Here is a 19196-nt window from a genome sequence, read left to right on the forward strand (position 1 = left end):
TCGCGGAAGGCGCGCTCGAGCTCGTCGAGCGAGACCTCGCCCGGACGGAGCGGACGCTCCAGCGTCTGGTCGACCAGCGAGCCCGTGGTCATCTCCTTGACGGGAGCGGCCTTGGCTTCAACGGCAGCCGGCGCTTCCGGCACCAGCGGCGGGGCGTCGGCAACGGGAGCGGAGCTGCCAGCCGGCATCGGCTGCGCCGAGCCTGACATCGCGGCCATGCCCTGCTCGACCATCGCTTCCAGCTTGTCGATGAGATCGCGGTCGTTGCCTTCAGGCTCGGCTTCGGTCGCCTCCAAGCCGGCCAGGATCTCCTTGATGCGGTCGATCGAGGACAGGATCACCGTCACGGCCTGGCCGGTCACCGGCATGCCGTCGCGGAATTTGCCCATCAAGGTCTCGCCGGCATGCGCCAGCGCTTCGAGCCGCGGCAACCCGAGGAAGCCGCACGTGCCCTTGATGGTGTGGACCAGGCGGAAGATGTTATCCAGGATCTTGGCGTTGTTCGGCTCCTGCTCGAACTTCACCAGCTGATTGTCGACGGTGTCCAGGCTCTCGCTGGTCTCCGTCAGAAACTCCCGCAACAGATCATCCATGAGCTACGCCTTACTGAGCTGGACCCCGACGTCCGCGCCGCCAGCAATTGGCGGAAATCCGCTCCGAGATCGTTAGACAACCCATTTCACGGTCCCGTTAATTTCATCCTCCGTGCTAATACGGATATTGAAGAGAAGTTTTCGATTCGACGGACGCGCGACTGCGGCTTTCGGCAAGTCCGGAGCGGAGCTTCGGCCCCGAAACGCGATAGGTAAATGCGAGGATAACAGCGTCACGACGGGCGCAAAAAAATCCGCCAATGTCGGCGGATACGTAAGGGCCGCACCAATTGAATCAAATCACCGGCGATTGGCATCGCATGCGCGGCGTTTGGTCGATGTGCCGATGACATCAGCAAGACGCGCACTCGCCGTAAACGGATTCTTACCCGCCCGGCGTCGCGAACAGTAACGCGCTAACCGAGCCGCGCAGCGGCCGCATGGTGCTCTGCGAAACAGTCATTGATCGCGGCCAGCAGCGCATCCGGCGTGAACGGCTTGCGCAGGCAGCGCGCCGCGCCGAGTTCGAGCGCCATCCTCAGAAAGTCCGGCGCCGACGAATTCAGGTCCGCGAAGGAATAGCCGGACATCGCAATCAGCGGCGTCGCAGGTGCCCTCCAACAGGTATATGGACAGCAACACAACCAATAAAATACAATTTAGCCGCCGCGCAACTGGGTGTCGAGGGCGCGACACATCTCATGGCATGCGTGGGATTGCGCCCATATGACCGCAAGCGGCCGACCGCCCAACCAGCTGCTGCAAATGCTCGATGCAGCAGATTTCGAGCTGTTGCGCCCTCACCTCGTCACGATTGAACTGGCCAGAACAACTGTCTTGAGTAAAGCTGATGTGGCGCTGCGACATGTCTACTTTCCACATGACGGAGCCGTATCGATCACCGTAGGCCCTTCCGAAGGGCAGACCATCGAGGTGGCGATGATCGGACGCGATAGCATCGTCGCCGGCGGCGCAGCCCTCGCTGACGGAATCGCGCTGTCAGATGCCGTCGCGCTCTTTCCCGGGACCGCATCCGCCGTTGAAATCTCGGCGTTTCGCAACGCTGCTGCCGCGAGTGCCCGGTTCCGCGGCCTCGTTATCAGGCATGAGCAAGCCCTGTTCGCGCGCGCACAGCAATCCCTGCTCTGCAATACGCTTCATCCTGTCGAGGCGCGGCTGGCATGCTGGCTGCTGCGCGCCCATGATCTGTTCAACAAGAAAGCCCTCCCGCTGACCCAGGAAACCCTGGCCCAGATGATGGGCGTACGACGTAACGCCGTTTCACTGGTCGCGCATGAGCTGCAACGCGCCGGAATCATCCGGTACAGCCGGGGCCAGATCGAAATCACCGATCTGTGCGCCCTGGAGGCGACATCCTGCGACTGTTGTTCCGCCGTAAGGGCTCATCACGCGCGGCTGCTGCGACTCCCGCCTTGACGCCGTCGACAGCTCAACCCGTTGTATTCCGGAGTGCACACAAGCCATCAAAGAAACAAAACATCGCGCTGTCCGTAAGGTCTGTGATTGCCAACTTATCCTGCGGGGAACAAGATGGAACTTGTTATTGAGCGAGGAATCGATTTCGAACCAAGATTGTTTGATTGACGAGACGGGAGGCAGCTTTGGAAACGATGGTGCGCCCCTCCAACGGTCTCCTGTCGGCGCTGTCGACAGACGATTATGAACTGATCCGCCCATATCTGCGCACGGTCGATCTGCCGCATGACGCCGTGCTGGTCGAGACCGGCGAGACGCTCAAGCGCGCCTACTTCCCGCACCGCGGCGTGATCTCGCTGGTCGTGAAGCTCGCCAAGGGCGAGCATGTGCAAGTCGCCATGATCGGCCGCGACAGCCTGCTTGGCGCGCTCTCGACCATGGGCGATGCATGCGCGCTGAACACCGCCATCGTGCTCATTCCCGGCGTCGCATCGGTGATCGAGCTCGACCGGCTGCGCGTGGCGGCTGAGCAAAGCTCCAGCCTGCGAACGCTGCTGCTTCGCCACGGCCTCGCAGTCTACGCCCAGGTCCAGCAAACCGCCGGCTGCAACGCGGCGCATCCGGTGGAGTCGCGACTCTCCCGCTGTCTGCTGCACACCCATGATCTGTCGGGCGACTATCGGCTGCTGCTAACGCAGGAGGCCATGGCGCAAATGATCGGAGCGCGGCGCAACAGCGTGTCGCTGGTCGCCAATACTTTGCAGCAGGCCAATTTCATCCATTACAGCCGCGGACACATCCAGATCCTCAATCTGGACGGGCTGCGCCAGACGGCGTGCGAATGCTATGCCACGGTCAAAGCCCAGTACGATCGACTGCTCGGACCCTGACGGCGCGCACGGAGCGGCGGATGGTAAAGCAAGTGCTTAACTCAGCCGTCAAACACCGCGCTTCTCGTGACCAGAACTGCAATCGGAATGACGTAAATCTCCCGGACGCCGCCAAACGGGGACCGGGACAACCATGTTCGACACCACATTCGCGCCTGCGCCTGGAACCGCGTCCCAGCGCGAGCTCGAACCGCTGCGCGAGGCCGGCGCGTTCGACGCGCTGGTGCGCGAAATCGGCGAGGACGGCGCCAGCGAGGTGCGGACGGTGTTCTGGAGCGAGACTATCGCGCGGCTCAAACTGTTTCGCACGCTGGCGCTCGACCAGCACCGGGCCAGGATCGGGCGCGAGGCGCATTCACTGAAGAGCACCGCCCGGACGTTTGGCTATGTCAGGCTCGCGTCGCTGGCCTCGCTGCTGGAAAGCACGGCCGATGCACTCGGCGCCGCTGAATTTGACGATCTTCTGCAGCAATTGGATGCGGCCTTTGCCGGCGCAAAGGCGCAGGAATCGCGCGATTGACGGCCCCCGGATACCCTCGCCGTACTTATACGGTTTGCAATTTTCACAGATGACTAATCATAGCTGGCGATAGTCCCCGGAAACCAGGAGGGTTTCCATGTTCACCTATGAGACCGCGGATCAGAAAGAGGTCCGTCGCTTCCGCATCGCCCAGTTCAACGGCCGGATGGCTACGGTGAAGGCAGGCGAGTCCACGGTGACGGGTTTTGTCCGCTCCGTGCTGGAGCAGGAATCGACCATCCCGCCACGCTGGACCATCACCATCATCCCGAATACGCCGAAGGAAGAGCCGAAGATGCTGCGGCCGACTTCGCGTGTGCGCCCCTTCGCCGAAGATTATTTCTAGGTGCAATGGCGCCGCCGCAGAGGCGGCGCCAGACGACAAGCTCAATCGATCGAATGCAGCAGCGCAGCGCGGACGAGGTCGGCGGTGTTTCGTGCGCCGAGCTTGCGCATCGCTTCGGCCCGATGGCTCTCGAACGTCCGTGGGCTGATCTGCATCCGCAGCGCGCCCTGCTTGTTCGAAAAACCCTCGCTGATCAGCCTCAGTACTTCGCGCTCGCGCTTGGTTAGCCGCTTGCCCGAGAGGCTCGAGAGCTCGGAGCCTGCCTCGCGCGGTACTTGCAACGCGTGGCCGGCCTGCAGCTCGGGAACCTCGGTGATGGACGAAGAGGGCAAGCCGGCCTTGTGGGAGCCGGCGAGCTGCTTGACCAGGCCGCAGACGCGCTCGGTCTGGGTCAGCGCATTCGCGACCACCTGCTGCAAATAGGCGCGTTCGCTCGAAGCGGGCGCAAGCTGGTCGCTGTGATGCTTGATTTCGCCCATATAGAGCAGCAGCGCGGTCAGGGGGCCGTTGAGCTCGCGCGCGATGGCCGCGGCCATCTCGTCAGCCGCCTTGGCACGGGCGGCATTGAGACGGACGAAATCGAGCTCTTCACGCGCAGAAGCGCTGCTTTCGAACCTTTCCGACGGCCGCGAATCAGCAACCGTATCGTTCTGTGACCCCATGTGATTCGTTTAGCGGAACCCGAGGCCTTCTGTGGTTAACTTTTTGCTCCGTAAGACTACGGTGATTTTGTCGGTTTTGTGCTGGAACGCCGGCACAGGCACAATTTATGCTTGCGTCCGGTCGCTCAAGCCTTCGCAAAAGTTGCTGGGCCTGCCCGATTCGTAGGCAACCTCCAAAGACATCCTTAACGAGATCAGCACCGGCCGGCCCGGCGTCCCCCATTTTACGGATAAATTAACGGCGGCTTGCTTCTCTTGTCACAATTGAGAGCGCGCGAATGCCTCCATGCATCGGGCCGACAGGCCTGCTGGAAACGTTGCAAGAGACTGCGTGCAATGGACGAGATCGACCAGCTTTCGGAGTTCCTGCAGAAGCTGACGCCGTTGTCGCGCAGCTGTCTGCTGAGCGAACTCGAGCGGCTTGAAGCCTGCGGCATCGACATGCCGGGCTCGGCGGAGATCCAGGCCAAGCTGCGCGCCGAATTCCGCAAGGATGGATCGAACCAGGCGCGCGCCACCAATCCATCGCGCTACTTCTTCGCACCGCTCGAGCTGCTGCTGATCGACGGTGCGCCCGAGCATGCCAATGCGGGACGGATCTCGCGCAACACGCTCACCCCGATCTGGGAATGGATCTGCCGCGACCTGCTGCCGACCATGGCGCGCGACTACGTCAGGGCGATCAACGACCAGGTCACCGCCAACAATCCCAAGGAAGTGCTGAAGATCGCAACGAACTTCCAGGGCAAGGTCGTCAAGGTGCTCGAGAACACGCTCGCCTCGCCGGAGAGCACAGAGTTCGCGCGCGCCAAGCTCGCGCAATACACGGCCTCGCGCACCGCCTTCGACGACGTGAAGAAGATGCTGCAGGTGCTGCGCGCCGGCGACGCGCTGCCGAAATTCAACGCGAAGCTGCCCGACACCATCACGAAATTCGACGACGGCCAGGTCGCGCAGATCACGGCGCAACTCGACGGCTTCAAGAAGGCCTATCCCGATGCGCTGCCGTTTGCGCTCGCATTGGTGGCGAGGCGCCTGAAGACGTTCTGGCGGCTCATATATCTTGCAACCAAGGGGGCCGCGACCAAGAGCGCGGACGAGGTTGCAGCGGCGCCCTATGCCTGCGTCGTTCCCATGGTGCTCGACCGGCTCGACGACAAGCGCCTCGCCCTGAGGATCGCGCTCCGCCATAACCGGTTCCTGGTCGCGCGCGACCTGCTCACCGAAATCTACGACGCCGAACATTCGCTCAAGGTCCGGATCGACGGCATCGAGCGATGCGAATGGGGCGTCCGGCTTCAGCAATTGATGGACGCGATCGCGGCGCTGGTGGCGGCCGAGGTCAGCCGCTTCCCCGCCAATGTCGGTCACATTCTCGGCTCGCGGCGGCTGCGCAGCCAGGACACGCTGGGCGGCAAGCTGAGCTATCTGGCCTGGAAGGGCCGCGACGCCGTGCAGGATGGAGCAGCGGCGTTTCGCAAATTGATCGGGGTGACCTGACTCCTCGAGATTCTATTCGGGCGTGTGCGGCAGCGTCAGGAAGCGATCGAGAAATCGCCCCGACATCACGAATCTGAACCACCAGTAGATCATCCGCCGCATCGACATAGCTGCAATCCCTGATAGCCCACCACCGGCCGCGCGCAGCAATAGCGCATGGGCGGCATCAGGCGTGTGAGGTGCTTCACACGCGTCTGCCGTCGGACCGGGTGAGTTTGCCGCATAACCGTCACGCGCGGCGACGGAACTTGCGCGCATCGCGCGAAAATGAGCGAAAATGAATTCGTGGACTGGGCGTATCGCTTCTATCCTCCTGTCCATCGCATGCCGCATGGAAGGACATTGGCAATGAAATCGCTCCGCCTGACATTGACCGTGATGACGTGGCTCCTGGGCGCGATCGCGTCAGCGGCGATGGCGCAGACGGCGCCGCCTCCGGGCACTTCCGCGCCGACCGCCGACAATGCCGTCCTGCTCACAATCTTCTTCAAGCACGATCAGTCGCGTCCACTCAGTGAGCTCAACGCTCAGCTGGACAAGCAGGGCTTTCGCAAAGCCTTTCCACCCGCGGGCGTGGAGGTCGTGAGCTGGTACGTGATGATGGGCATCGGCCAGGTGGTCACGCTGCGCCTGCCGGCCTCGCGCCTACGCGAAGTCAACCGCATCATCGAGGATACAGCGTGGGGTCCGTACCGCACGGAATTCTATCCGACCTATGACTACAAGGCGGTCGGCATGGCCGAACACGACAAAGCCACAGCCAATTGAGGCCGGCGTTATTCAATTGGGCGAAGTGCGCGCCGGCTTCGTCCAATTGCGGGACACCGGCTGCGCGCATCGGCGATGCGCTCCTCGCAAACTCTCACCGGATTTAGCGCATAGCTGCACGCAGCGCGCAGGCGGATGTAAAAATTTCTCGAAGAGAATTCGGACAATTTTACAAATGTTGCGAGCTTTAACGTTATCAGGATAATTCAAGATTCGTGTGAAGCTCTCCATACTATAACGCCCCACATTCCGTTAACTCGACTGTAACGGAATGGGAGCGGTCTGCGATGAACGATGGGATTGGTGAGCTCGCCGGGGGGCGGCTGAGGACCTTCGGACGACGGAAAATAATGCCGCGCGCATGCGTGGCCGACAGCAAGCGCCATCTGCGTGCCTTCATGAGCGAGGTGCTCGAGGATCTTGGCTTCGTCACCAGCGAATGCAGCGGTGCGAGCGAGCTGCAGGCGACGCTGGCCACCGATCTGCCGGACCTGATCCTGCTCGGCATCGCCGCCGACGGCATCGAGCCCGGCCAATTCCTGGAGGTTCTGGTGCGCGAAGGCTTCGACGGCAAGGTGCTCGCTGTCGGCGCGCGCGACTCGATCATCGTGAAAGCCGTGCAGCAGGTCGGCGAGGAGTACGGGCTCACGATGCTGCCGCCGCTCACCACGCCCTTTGCCGCCGACACGCTGCGCGACCGTGTTGCGATGCTGCTACCCGAGGAGCCGGCCCCGAGCCCGGCCGTGCATGTCGGCGAGGCCCTGCATGCGGGCTGGCTCGAGCTTTGGTACCAGTCGAAAATCGACGCGCGCTCGCTGGTACGCCGCGGCGCCGAGGCGCTGGTGCGAATGCGCCACCCAACCTGGGGTGTGGTGCCGCCGGCCTATTTCATCCCGGAGGAGCACGATCCGCATTTCCGCGACTTGTCGGAATTCGTGATCGAGCGCGCCGTGCAGGACTGGCACTATCTCCTGGAACAGCAGAGCGCGGTCGATCTGTCGATCAACCTGCCCGCGCCTTATCTCAAGGAGCCGCAGGCCGTGCGCGATCTCTGCCGCCGCATGCCGGTACATCCCGCCTTTGGCGGGCTGACGATCGAGATCGCCAGCAATGAAGCGATCCACGACCTCGCTTTCCTGACCGATATCGCGCGCGAGATGAGCTTCCATAATATCGGCCTGTCGGTCGACAATCTCGGCGCCAATTGGCCGGAGCTGATGGGACTGGACAAAATTCCCTTCATCAAGCTGAAGGCGGACCGGCAATTCGTCACGGGCTGCGGCAATGACCGCCTGAAGCGCACGGTGTGCCGTCACATCGTCGAGCTCGCGCGCGGCTACGGCGCCCGCGCCGTCGCGGAAGGTGTCGAGAGCCGGGCCGACCTGATGGCCGTGAACGAGCTCGGCTTCGACCTCGTGCAAGGCTATCTGTTCGGCAAGCCGATGCCGCTGAAGAAGTTTGCCAGAAGCGCGCAGACTCGGCCGGTGATGGCCCAGGGGTGAGACGAGACCCTCAGGCGTATCGTCGCGCGAAGAAGACGCAGACGACCACGAGCGCGGTCGCGGCGATCATGCTCCATGCGACCGGCTCGTGCAGCAGGAAGCCAGCCAGCGCGAGCCCGAAGAACGGCTGGAGCTGTTGCAACTGGCCGACGCGCGCGATGCCCCCGATCGCAAGGCCGCGATACCAGAAGATGAAGCCGACGAACATGCTGAAGATCGAGACATAGGCGAGACCGATCCAGGCAGGCAGACCGACGCCGTTCCATGCCTGAGGCCAGGTCCAGATCATGACAGGCAGCATCAGCGGCAGCGCCAGCAGCAGCGCCCAGGAGATCACCTGCCAGCCGCCGATCCGGCGCGACAGCGCGGCACCTTCGGCGTAGCCGAGCCCGCACAGCACGATCGCAGCGACCATCAGCAAATCGCCGGTGAGCGAGGCCGAGCCGTCATTCGACAGCGCAAAGCCCGCGACCGTGGCGCTGCCGAGGATGGCGAACAGCCAGAACAGCGGCCGCGGCCGCTCGCCGCCGCGCAGCACGGCGAAGATCGCGGTCGACAGCGGCAAAAGGCCGATGAAGACGATCGAATGCGCCGAGGTGATGTGCTCGAGCGCGAGCGCGGTCAGCAGGGGGAAGCCGAGCACGACGCCCACGGAGACGATGGCGAGCGAGGCGAGATCCTTCCGCTCGGGCCAAGCCTGACGCAGCAGGCCGAGCACGGCCGCACCGATCAGCGCGGCGATGATCGCGCGCGACGAGGTCAGGAATAGCGCGGAGAAGCCGCCGACCGCCACACGCGTCGCCGGCAGTGAGCCGCTGAAGATGATGACGCCGAGAAGCCCGTTGCCCCAGCCGCTGCCCGCAGATTGCATGTCCATCTTACCTTTTTGGGCGACGACCTTCGGTCCGGGCCGATGGCAAAACCAGCGACAATCCCATACAATCCCGCAAAACTGTATGGGCATGGAAGGTCATACACCTTGGATGGCGGGGCGCAGACAAAGGGGCGTGGCGGCACGCGGACCGTCGACGTGATGAGCGCGATCCGCGCCAAGGTGGCCGGCCGCGCACTCAGTGTCGGCGACCGGTTGCCATCGATCCGGAGCCTGGCCGCGGCGATGGGTGTTTCGCCATCCACGGTGGTCGAAGCCTATGATCGCCTCGCCGCCGAAGGGCTGATCCGTGCCCGCCGCGGCTCTGGCTTCTATGTTTCGCCGACTGTCACGCCGCCGCTCGCCTTGACCGAAGCCGAGCCGCGCCGCGACCGGGCCGTCGATCCGTTCTGGGTCTCCCGGCAATCGCTCGATGCGGATGCGGGCGTGCCGAAGCCGGGCTGCGGCTGGCTGCCGCCGGAGTGGATGCCGGACGCGGCGCTGCGGCGTGCCACCCGCGCGCTCGCCCGCAGCGACGCCAGCGTGCTGACGAACTACGGCTCGACCTCCGGCTCGCTGGCGCTGCGCCGGCTGCTGCTCACGCGCCTCGCGGAAGACGAGATCGAGGCCTCGATCAATCAGCTGATGCTGACGGGCTCCGGCACGCAGGCCACCGATCTGATTTGCCGCTTCCTGCTGCGTCCCGGCGACGCCGTGCTGGTCGACGACCCCTGCTATTTCAATTTCCGTGCGTTGCTGCGCGCACATCAGGCGAAGATCGTGAGCGTGCCCTATACGCCGTCGGGCCCCGATGTCGTCAGCTTCGAGCAGATCCTCGCCACCGAACGGCCGCGGCTCTACATCACCAATTCAGCGCTGCACAATCCGACCGGCGCGACGCTCTCGCTTCCGACCGCGCACCGGCTTCTGACCCTGGCTGCCGCACACGATCTCACCATCATCGAGGACGACATCTTTGGCGATTTCGAACCGGAGCGATCGCCGCGCCTGGCTGCGCTCGATGGATTGAACCGTGTGATCCGCATCGGCAGCTTCTCCAAGACACTCTCCGCCTCGGTCCGCTGCGGCTACATCGCCGCGCGGGCCGATTGGGTCGAGCATCTCGTCGATCTCCAGGTCGCGACCAGCTTTGGCGGCCCGAGCCCGGTCGCGACCGAGATCATCGTAAAAGTCCTGGTCGGCGGCAGCTATCGCAAGCACATGGACGAGCTCCGGCAAAAGCTCACGCGGGCTCGTCGCGATGTGGCGCGAAAACTCGGGGCGCTCGGCATCGAACCCTGGCTGATGCCGCGCGGCGGCTTCTTCCTGTGGTGCCGCCTCGCCGACGGACAGGATGCCACGGCGGTTGCCCGCGCTGCGCTTGAAGAGGATGTGGTGCTGGCGCCGGGCAATGTGTTCAGCGTGTCGCAGACCGCGCAAAACTTGCTGCGCTTCAACGTCGCACATATGAATGATCTGCGCATGTGGGATGTGCTGCGGCGGGCGTTGGAGGCTCAAGCCAGCTAGTACCACGGCTCCTCATACACGGGCTCGCCGTCGAGCAGCAGCCGCTTGATCGCGGCGCGGCCCGAGGGGAGCACGGCGGCGACGACGCGCAGCTTCTGCTGGTTGCGGGCTTGCTCGAGCTTTTTGCCCTCGCCTTCCGGCACGAAATAGCTTTCCAGGCCGTATCTGATCGTCAGCCTGTCGCAGAAGATGCGGCCGTTTGAGCCGCAGGAATAGCTGACGCGGCCGCGGATCAACACCTCGGACGCCGTGACCGCGACAGGAGCCGCATGCACCGAGACGGCCCGATAGAGGCCATCGGCATCGGGCGCCAGCTTGACGAACACGACCGGATTGCGCTCGGCGGACGGCTGACCGGCGAGTGCACCCGCCGGCAGTTGCGTGATGTCGTAGCCGAGCGTGACGTAGTCGCCGCGCAGGAGATCGCGGGGATCGACGGGGCGGGTCTGCAAGGTCACCTCGCGGCCCTCGCGCAGGATCTGCGTGCGATCGGCGACCATCAGGATCAGCAGCGCGCATTGCAGCAGGATCGCTCCGCCGAACAGCACGGCTTTCGGGATGCGCTGCCAGAGTGCGGAGAGCTTCGTCATCGCCCGGCCCTCGGCAGCATGCGATTGAGCGCTGAGGCGAACACGACGGCGATGACGCCGGCCGCCGCCAGGAAGGCCGAGCGGCGCAGCAGCGAGCCTTTCACCGCCCAGGTGATCCCCGCGATGACACCGGCGATGCCGAGCCAGCCGGCGACGATGCGCGGCCGCACGTCATCGAGCACGCCTGACACGACAAGGCACAGCATGGCAGCGAGCAGCGCGGCATAGGCGAACCAGGGCTCGCCGGCTGCGGATGCCGGCCAGATTGGCGCGGCGACCAGGACCAGGCCGATGGCACAGGCCGCGAGGATTTCACCTGCGCGCCTTGTGATACCGGCGGAGGCGAGCGCAAGAACCACGCCGGCAATTCCGCACAGGATCGCCCATGGCGGCTGCGCTGGCGCCGTGCCGGTTCGGAAGCGGAAGATGTCGTCGATCGTCATCACCTCCAGGGAGGCAACGAGGCCAAGCGCAAACGCGCCGTAGATCGACAGCACGCTGCCGAGCCGCTGCGCCCGCGGCGATGAGTGAGCTGCGATCGCAAGGCCGGCGCCGAACAGCAGCGCGGCTCCATCAGCCAGCACGAATGCCGGCTGCATCCCATCGAGATCGAAGCGAAGCGATGTCGCGATCCACCACGGCAGCATTGCGATCGCAACGAGGTGGGCGGCGACCCGGGAATTCCAGGCGAACGCAAGCGCGGCGGCGATCAGCCAGAGCAGCAGGAACGGAAGATGCAGGACATCAGCCGCGTCATAGGCGCGCATGCAGGTCCAGATGCCGGCGGCGACGAGGGCGACCGCAAGCGCGCCGCGCGCGCCGGTCAGCAGCGCCGCGGCGAATGCCCCGATCGACCACAGCAGCATGCCGCCGGCAAAATCATCGCCGAGATGATACATCTGGCCGACCAGCGCGATGCCGGCGCCGAAGATGATGGCGCCGATGCTGGCACAGAGATCGGCGAGAATAGTGCGGCCCGTCGTGGCGAACCACGCGCCGAGACCGCCGGCAACACACGTGCCGGCGAGCAGGATCGCAAACCGCGACAGGCGCGCGATCTCGGTCCAGTGCGCGGCGACGAAGGCGAGGAACGCGGCCGAGATCAAGAGGCCGCCGACGATGGCAACGACGACGGCGATGTTGATGCCTGATGAGAGCGGCGGCAACGCATTGCGGATGGCGCCGGCTGCCGCCGGCGCGATCACGCCATCGGCCTCCCATTGCGCAAGGTCGGCCTCGAGGCGCTGCCGGTAAGCTTTGTCGAACATCGTCGTCGGATCACAGGGTCGTGGATCAGCTGGCCGACTGCCGGCCGCGGGCTATTGGTCGGAACGCGGCGGCGGCGGGTTCAAACGGCCACGGCGCCGGGGGCTTCCGTTTGCCGGCCGGAAAGAAAGTCGAAAACAACCCCATGCACAGTAGCCAACCTCCGTCAGGTCAAGGACTTTGGCACACGATTACGGAATTCCAGAAATTGCGCTTGTTCCGTCGGGCAAAACAGGTGCATGATGGCATCATGGCGGGAGGTTCGACAGGCAGGGCGCGACATCCAGCATCCGCTCAGGCGAATTGAGAATATCGGGACAGCTGAAAGAAGGGTTCTGCCTGGTAGGACGGATCGGTGGCAAGGCGAGCGAGCCTTTGCCCGATGGCGGGCGCGAACTTCGCACCATGGCCTGAACACGCGGAGCAGACGATCAGGCGGGACTCCGGCCAGCGATCGATGATGAATTCCTCGCCCGCGTCTGGCCTGATGTCGGCGGGCGCGGTGTTGGTGTAGAGGCAGACGTCGCGATCGATGATGGGCCCGGCCGCGCCGGGGACGAGGGCGGCCAGCGCTTCGCCGATCGGGCGGAGTTCGGCATCGGTGGCGTGCGGACCCCAGTCGTCGGGGCCGACCACGGGCCCGTGGTTGTGAGGCGCAGCCTTGACGCCGCGCTGTTCGAAGTCCGGAAAGCCGTAGACGATGTTGTCAGGACCTCGGTCCAGAATGAAGATCGGGAAACGACCTGAAACCACAGTGCAGCTCCCCCCATGAGCCCCAGACCCAGCACGGCGACTTCGCATTTTCGCATGAAGGCCTCGCGAGCGATGTTACGATGCGTGGATCATCGTGGTGATTTCGCGGGGTTGCAAGGGCTACGGGAGGTGGTTACAGCACGATGGCCTGCTCGCAGCGACGCCAATGACGCACGATCTGACGCTGGTGACGCGCATTGATCGGGATGTGGCGGGGCCGGGGGCGACGGTGATTAATCCGTTTGGGGGCGGATGGATGGGAGAATTGACCGTGGTGCCAGCCGATTTCACAGGACATGCAAGGCAGGCCAGATAGGGCACGATGTGACTATTGCGAGGTGTGTGATGGGTAGAGCGACAGCGTACCGATCGGACGCACCGAACAGGGCAACCTTGGCCGCGATGATCGAACTGGCTAGTTCTTAGATTGATGATGGCGAGCCAATCGCCACTTTGAGATCACAGTCAGTCGTACAATACACCGATAACTTTTCGTGCAGAGACCATCGTCAATGCCACATCGACGCCGTCGGTCGCTTCAGTTGCGATGACGATTGACGAACCAAGCCCTCCTATTGTTTCGAACTGGCGGAGATAGCCCAGTCCACCCGGGAGACGCGCACCCACACGCTTAAGAATGCTGGTTCCATCCCCGAGCGTTACGGCGACAACTCGATTCTCCCATCGATCGAGATCAACGATTGTTAGCTCGGCACCACCCAAAATGATCTGTCCAGGCAGCGCGAGGGGAATGGCGCTTCCCTCCCTCACGCGATAGGCAACTGCAACGTGATCGAGCTCCGGCACAGAATTAATGGGCGTTGCCTCACCGGCGCCGACTGGCGGAGGCATATCGGTGAAGATCGCGCCGACAATACGATGCAGACGCAACTTGCTTTCGTCGAACGTCAGCGTAGGACGCAAAATCCGAGGGTCCGGCATCTGCGCAGCTAACGACACGCCGATCGCACCACGCGAAGTCACCAGCCGTCGCGCCAGAACTTGACTCTTATGCCGCGCGATAACCATGTTTTGGTCGCGGCCCGCATACGGCTCGGCATCGACAATCGCAACGGCACCTCCAGGTATGGCGAATCCTAAAGTATCGCCGCGAACATAGAAGAGCGCTTTACCTTCGAACCATTCGCCATCGAGCCGGTCTACAGCGACGTCCTGCGATTCCCCTTCGTGCAATTGGCCTACGAAGGCAGCAATGTCTGGGTAGATCGGAACAGAAAATGCGGGCTTGGCGATGGAAGGCAACCGCGCAACGGTCGCTCCGCTCTCAGCAGACAAAAGCGGTTCTCGCCAACGATGCAAGCGGAACTGCTCATGAACTTTCTCGATTTCTGTCCGGAGGCGCGCGAAATCGGCTTCGACCGCTTTAACATCCATGTAACTGATAGCAGCTTTGTTATGGTGAGATTGATTGAGCACACGTCGAGGCTCCGCCCCCTCACGAAGCGCGGCATCCTCAGCAAACCTCTTTACCACTGGATTGATGAACAGCTCGCCCGTCCCGCTTGAGACAAGGCCGCGCAGCTTGTCCATTAGAGGGATGAGCGTCAGCGCCTTAGTGGGCGCGGCATACGCTGGATGCACAATGTCGTCAAACAAATCACCGAGTCGCGTCTCAAGGAACACGCGCAGGTCGCTAGCGTAGTTCTGTGCGTCAAGAGCAGAATCGGGATTCGCATGAAATTCTTGCCGCTTACGATCAACCTCCTCGATCGCAGGTGCAACGGTGAGCGTTGGACGCACCGCGTTTACGGGATGCACAGATAGATGTTCAATACGATCATCAGCGCGATTTTCCGCAACGAGCGAGCGAGCGAACTTGCGATCATGCGTGGTTACGAACAGCTGCGCTCCCGTCTCTGCGACTCTTGCCAATCCGCGCGCGAAGCGCTCGCGATTATCGTTGTCAAGCAACTCCTGGGGATCGTCGAGGACCAGCAAAGACAGACCTCCGCGAGTTGCTAGCACATGCTCACGGAAAGCGAGAAAGAAACCGAGCAGCGCACCGCGCAACGCGGAAGCGTTGAAAACGTGCTGGGCCGGCGCAGTCACACCGTCCCGGCCAACTTGAAGCTCAAGCATACCTCGCGCATCCATACCCGTGCCGACGAGGTCCGGGGCGAAGCTCGTCGCGTTACGGTACATTGCGCGTCGCCAGTACTCAGATCGATTGTGAAGCTTTGTCCGCAGTGTTTCCACTTGAGCTTGGGCAAGCTCGCCGAGCGGCACAAGCAGCCTGAGGGCAGTCGCAGCCCTACTGCACGACACGATGCGCGCCTGCTTGGCAGTGTACCCCAAACGAGCAGACTCCAACCGTCGAATATGTTCAATCGCCGTATTAAGCGGCGCGACGCCCTCAATTATCGAGAGCAGCGACGACAGCCGGCGACCAATCGCCCGGTCAGCGTCGACGTCGCCATCTTGTCCTCGTCTAACGGCATAGAGAAAACTATTCAGCCCGTCGGCATTCTCGCGGCGCCATTCGGCGAAGGCCAACGCTCGCATGGTGCGGTTGACCATCTTCTGCAAGGCCATCGTTCCTGTCCCCAAAGCGGGGGGTAGCTGCTGCTGATCTGGCTCTTCAAACAAAGGCAAGGTCTGTATGCGCTCGGTTACAAGCGCAGAAGCATCCGCGCGTAGTGCTGAAAGCGCACCGCGAAACGATTCGGTCCCAAACAGTTCATCGACCAACCCGCCCCTAAGCAGTTCGGCGGGTGATGCCGGTAAATCGCCTCGACTTTCCTTCGCTATGGAAGGCGGAAGATCTTGGAGAAGACGTCCGCACCAATGCGACGACCATTCAGCAACGGTCTTCGCGACGATCTCACGATCTCGCTCTCCTTCCACTAGGTGGGCGCTAACCGCGTCTCCTGTAACTGGATCGCATGCGCCGTCTAACGAACCAATACAAACCGGGCATTTGCCCCTATCTGCATAATGATGCTCGTGCATCCAGGCCGAAACTCGAGCATATAGCTGCGAGCGCTGTGCGAGAGCGGGATTGACTGCAAGCTCGGCCAAGGTCGCCGCCTCTGCACTGATCTGCGACAATAAGCTAAGGACCGCCGAAGCCTCATCAATGCTTACCGAGAGAGCAGAGAGGCGCGCGATGGAGGGCAGCTCGCCAATATGCTTCGAGAGCTGCTCGATTGCTGGACGAACACTTGCCTCGAGGTTGTCTCGTGCCCTTCTATCTTCGGGATTAAATGCCTCACCCAATACTTCGCGCGCTTTAGCCAGCGCTGTACTCTTTAGCGTCGCGAAATGTTCATGTATCTTCAGAAGTCGAGCGCTGGAATCGCTCGCGTCCACGGCAGGTACGTCGCCTTCGAATGCGATAGAGGGACATTCGCTTGTGACGCCCGTGAGGTCTAGAGTTGCCTGCTGATAGTGCGTGCTCTGCAATCGCTACAAGCTCGACATCGAGTTCCTTAATCGAGCGCTTAGCAATACGTTCCGATGCTTTGCTGGCATGCCTGGCGAGATCGACAAGGTCCGCGAGGCCGGTCAAGCGAGCGACTGCCTCACCCAGTTGCGACGCAGAGCCAACCACAAGAAACGGTAGCAGGGCGGGCATGGTGGTCGCGATCCGCCATGCGATTGGATCGATGCCGAGCGAACTCAAATTCGGTGCAATTTCGGTGATCCTGCCGCGCGGCGTACGCCCCTGTTGGCGCCGGACAGGCGGCAAAAGGTTGCCGTTACCGTCGACGAATGTTAGCTAGACCCAGCTGTCCGCCGGGATTGCTGCACCATCTGCAAGCCGATCGGCGGTTTTATCCGGCATTGGCGTGACCGATGACATCGAGTGCGTCGTCGTTTCACCGCCATTGTGATCAATCTCGCAACTAAATTCGGTTGGACCTTCCTCTGGCGGACGCTGCGACCGGATAAGATGGCCAGTCAAGCACCAAACGATGGCATTCGCGATTGACGTTTTGCCAGAACCGTTGGCGCCCTCGAACAAGGTCACAGCCTTGCTGGGCTCAAAAGTGAAAGTGTCGGGCGGCTCGAGCGAACGGCCGTAAGCGTGTAGTCCAGCAAATCGATGTGCGACGATCTTCACCAGGCGCAACACCTTGATCGTGTGTGCAGGTTCGTGATCGGGCACGAGCTCAAACGCCGCTGGTGTGGTCCCGATGACATCGACAATTGCTTCGATATCGTCCGTAGAAAGTTTGCTGGCCCACATGCCTCGATTGCGACGATACCAATCCAAAATCACCCGGGCATCGTCGGAGCCGATCGAAAATTTGTTACCGGCGGCAACTGTGACAGCTCGCCCACCGACCAAGTCGGCCAGTAGTGAGTCGATAGTTAGAAGGTGAATGTCACGCGCGGGGAAATTCTCGTTCACTGTTGCCTCCTTAAGAGGCAACTTCTCTCGCGAATGCGCTCTAGTCCAGCGGATTAAGTTAGGAATCCACTCTTCGCAACTTTTTGGAGAGTTCCGTAGTCGCGTCTGAAGGTGCGGTTTATGGCGGAGAGGGAGGGATTCGAACCCCCGATAGGCTTGCACCTATGCCGCATTTCGAGTGCGGTGCATTCAACCACTCTGCCACCTCTCCTGAAGGCGCCATATAGAGGCAGGGCCCCTGTGGTTGGGGGCGTTCATAAGCGAGGATGGCGGGCCAGACAAGGCGCGAAAGGGGAAAATCCGCTGCCTGTTTTGGGCTCGCACCAGCCCGGAGCCCGTTCGCCGGGCTCCGGATTCCTATTTGACGCGTTTTCTTGACGCGAACCGGGGTCCAGTTCGCTTGAAAACGCTTCTGCAAGGTAAGGAACTGCCATGGAGCACCTCACCATCTCTGCCAATGGCGCCAAATTCCATGTGGTCCGCGCCGGCAGCGGAAAACCGCTGCTTTTGCTGCATGGGTGGCCGGAATTCTGGCTGACCTGGGAGCCGGTGATCTCGCGGCTTTCGGGCCGTTTCAGCCTGATCGCGCCTGATTTGCGCGGCTTTGGTGACAGCGACAAGCCTGATGGCGCTTACGGGCCTGACGGCCATGCTGCCGACATGCTCGCGCTGATGGACGGGCTCGGCATCGAGCGATTCGCGGTGGTCGGCCATGACGTCGGTGGCGCGGTGATGCAGCCGCTGGCGCGAGCCGCGCCCGAGCGGCTGGCGGGGCTGTTCTTGTTCGATTTCGTCTATCCCGGGATCGGGCCGCGGATGGCGGCGCCTGAAAGGCTCAACCACATCTGGTACCAGTCGTTCCAGCAGATGGAGATGGCCCCTCGGCTCGTTGGCGCGAGCCGCGAAAGCTGCCGGCTCTATATCGCGCACTTCCTTGAAGGTTGGGCGCATCGCAAGGACGCCTTCGACGACTTGCTCGATCTGTTCGGCGACACTTACTTCAGGGATGGCAATCTCGCCGGCGGCTTTGCGCATTATCGCGCCTCGCATGCCGGGCGCATCGCGATGATGAAGGGGGAGGCGCCGCGGATGCCGCCGATTCATGTGCCGACCTGCGTGCGCTGGGCCGAGCACGATCCGCTGTTTCCGTATGAATGGACTGATCGGCTGGGAGAGACGTTCAGCGATCTTGATCTCGGGATGTTTCCCGGCGTCGGGCACTTCCCGCATCGGGAGGATCCGGATCGGGCGGCGGCGGAGATCGCGGGGTTCTTTCAGCGGATCGGGTGGAGTTGAGGGGCGAAAGCGCTGGGAGATGCGCGCCCGCGGCCATCCTTCGAGACGCCCGCCTTCGGCGGGCCCTCAGGATGACGGCGCAATGTGCGGCGAGATATCAGACCCCACGGAAGCAAGAAAAACGGGGTGGGACCGCCAGACGCGGTAAACACTGGCGGTCCCGTGCCGCTTCAATCGAAATGCTGGCCAGGAAGGGCGGCTTCGCAGGCCTGCGTGAGGCGACGGTTCCACCCTAGCGTGCGTTCCGGGAACTGCAACGCAAAGTTGTCCTTAACCTAACCAGTCAAGGTTACTCTGGTG

General features: G+C 62.6%; 17 protein-coding genes, 1 tRNA gene and 1 pseudogene. 9 read left to right on the forward strand and 10 right to left on the reverse strand.

What is annotated here, in order from left to right; genetic code table 11:
* A partial coding sequence (locus XH98_RS17705; protein ID WP_271619421.1) for an Hpt domain-containing protein occupies positions 1-593 on the reverse strand: 593 nt, incomplete at its 3' end.
* Positions 594-1009: 416 nt separating this feature from the next.
* Positions 1010-1210, reverse strand: a pseudogene (locus tag XH98_RS17710) (response regulator); the annotation flags it as partial.
* 109 nt (positions 1211-1319) lie between these two features.
* Between XH98_RS17710 and XH98_RS17715 the strand changes: the two are divergent.
* The 4 genes from XH98_RS17715 (at position 1320) to XH98_RS17730 (ending at position 3786) form a co-directional block, all read left to right on the forward strand.
* Positions 1320-2030 carry a Crp/Fnr family transcriptional regulator gene (locus tag XH98_RS17715; RefSeq protein ID WP_271619422.1) on the forward strand — a complete coding sequence of 237 codons (711 nt, stop codon included), beginning with the start codon at positions 1320-1322 and terminating at the stop codon, positions 2028-2030.
* A gap of 194 nt (positions 2031-2224) precedes the next feature.
* Complete coding sequence (locus XH98_RS17720; protein ID WP_271599652.1) at positions 2225-2920, forward strand: Crp/Fnr family transcriptional regulator; 696 nt, start codon at positions 2225-2227, stop codon at positions 2918-2920.
* 133 nt (positions 2921-3053) lie between these two features.
* Complete coding sequence (locus tag XH98_RS17725) at positions 3054-3440, forward strand: Hpt domain-containing protein (protein WP_271599645.1); 387 nt, start codon at positions 3054-3056, stop codon at positions 3438-3440.
* Positions 3441-3537: 97 nt separating this feature from the next.
* Positions 3538-3786, forward strand: a complete 249-nt coding sequence (locus XH98_RS17730; protein WP_057740838.1) for a hypothetical protein — start codon at positions 3538-3540, stop codon at positions 3784-3786.
* 41 nt (positions 3787-3827) lie between these two features.
* Here the strand turns inward: XH98_RS17730 and XH98_RS17735 are convergent, their stop codons facing one another.
* Complete coding sequence (locus tag XH98_RS17735) at positions 3828-4448, reverse strand: helix-turn-helix domain-containing protein (RefSeq protein WP_271619423.1); 621 nt, start codon at positions 4446-4448, stop codon at positions 3828-3830.
* A 336-nt stretch (positions 4449-4784) separates the two neighbouring features.
* Between XH98_RS17735 and XH98_RS17740 the strand changes: the two genes are divergently transcribed.
* From XH98_RS17740 to XH98_RS17750, 3 genes are all read left to right on the forward strand, one after another.
* Complete coding sequence (locus XH98_RS17740; RefSeq protein WP_271599643.1) at positions 4785-5948, forward strand: hypothetical protein; 1164 nt, start codon at positions 4785-4787, stop codon at positions 5946-5948.
* Positions 5949-6296: 348 nt separating this feature from the next.
* A complete protein-coding gene (locus XH98_RS17745; protein ID WP_442868606.1) occupies positions 6297-6716 on the forward strand; it encodes a hypothetical protein in 420 nt (139 codons plus the stop codon).
* Between the two features lie 287 nt (positions 6717-7003).
* Positions 7004-8218 (forward strand): EAL domain-containing response regulator, encoded by a 1215-nt coding sequence (locus XH98_RS17750; RefSeq protein ID WP_271619424.1) that lies wholly within the window; start codon positions 7004-7006, stop codon positions 8216-8218.
* A gap of 10 nt (positions 8219-8228) precedes the next feature.
* Here the strand turns inward: XH98_RS17750 and XH98_RS17755 are convergent, their stop codons facing one another.
* The gene (locus tag XH98_RS17755) at positions 8229-9089 is read right to left on the reverse strand and encodes a DMT family transporter (protein ID WP_271619462.1); all 861 of its coding nucleotides are present in this window, start codon (positions 9087-9089) and stop codon (positions 8229-8231) included.
* 162 nt (positions 9090-9251) lie between these two features.
* Here XH98_RS17755 and XH98_RS17760 point away from each other — a divergent pair, with 162 nt between their 5' ends.
* Positions 9252-10616, forward strand: a complete 1365-nt coding sequence (locus tag XH98_RS17760; RefSeq protein ID WP_442868605.1) for an aminotransferase-like domain-containing protein — start codon at positions 9252-9254, stop codon at positions 10614-10616.
* Here XH98_RS17760 and XH98_RS17765 read toward each other — a convergent pair.
* The 6 genes from XH98_RS17765 to XH98_RS17790 form a co-directional block, all read right to left on the reverse strand.
* A complete protein-coding gene (locus XH98_RS17765) occupies positions 10613-11206 on the reverse strand; it encodes a GDYXXLXY domain-containing protein (protein WP_271619426.1) in 594 nt (197 codons plus the stop codon). The genes XH98_RS17760 and XH98_RS17765 overlap by 4 nt on opposite strands.
* The gene (locus XH98_RS17770; RefSeq protein WP_271619427.1) at positions 11203-12474 is read right to left on the reverse strand and encodes a DUF2157 domain-containing protein; all 1272 of its coding nucleotides are present in this window, start codon (positions 12472-12474) and stop codon (positions 11203-11205) included. The genes XH98_RS17765 and XH98_RS17770 overlap by 4 nt, the downstream gene beginning before the upstream one ends.
* Before the next feature lie 292 nt (positions 12475-12766).
* On the reverse strand, positions 12767-13225 hold the full coding sequence (locus XH98_RS17775) for an FAD-dependent oxidoreductase (RefSeq protein ID WP_271619428.1): 459 nt from the start codon (positions 13223-13225) through the stop codon (positions 12767-12769).
* A 465-nt stretch (positions 13226-13690) separates the two neighbouring features.
* Complete coding sequence (locus tag XH98_RS17780) at positions 13691-16555, reverse strand: hypothetical protein (RefSeq protein ID WP_271619429.1); 2865 nt, start codon at positions 16553-16555, stop codon at positions 13691-13693.
* 409 nt (positions 16556-16964) lie between these two features.
* A complete protein-coding gene (locus XH98_RS17785; protein WP_271619430.1) occupies positions 16965-17600 on the reverse strand; it encodes an ATP-binding protein in 636 nt (211 codons plus the stop codon).
* Positions 17601-17721: 121 nt separating this feature from the next.
* Positions 17722-17811: transfer RNA gene (locus XH98_RS17790), tRNA-Ser, on the reverse strand.
* Positions 17812-18032: 221 nt separating this feature from the next.
* Between XH98_RS17790 and XH98_RS17795 the strand changes: the two genes are divergently transcribed.
* Positions 18033-18896, forward strand: coding sequence for an alpha/beta fold hydrolase (locus XH98_RS17795; protein WP_271619431.1), 864 nt, complete (start codon positions 18033-18035; stop codon positions 18894-18896).
* The last annotated feature ends 300 nt before the right edge of the window (positions 18897-19196 follow it).

It is taken from the genome of Bradyrhizobium sp. CCBAU 51745, assembly GCF_028128715.1.
Taxonomy (GTDB): Bacteria; Pseudomonadota; Alphaproteobacteria; order Rhizobiales; family Xanthobacteraceae; genus Bradyrhizobium; species Bradyrhizobium manausense.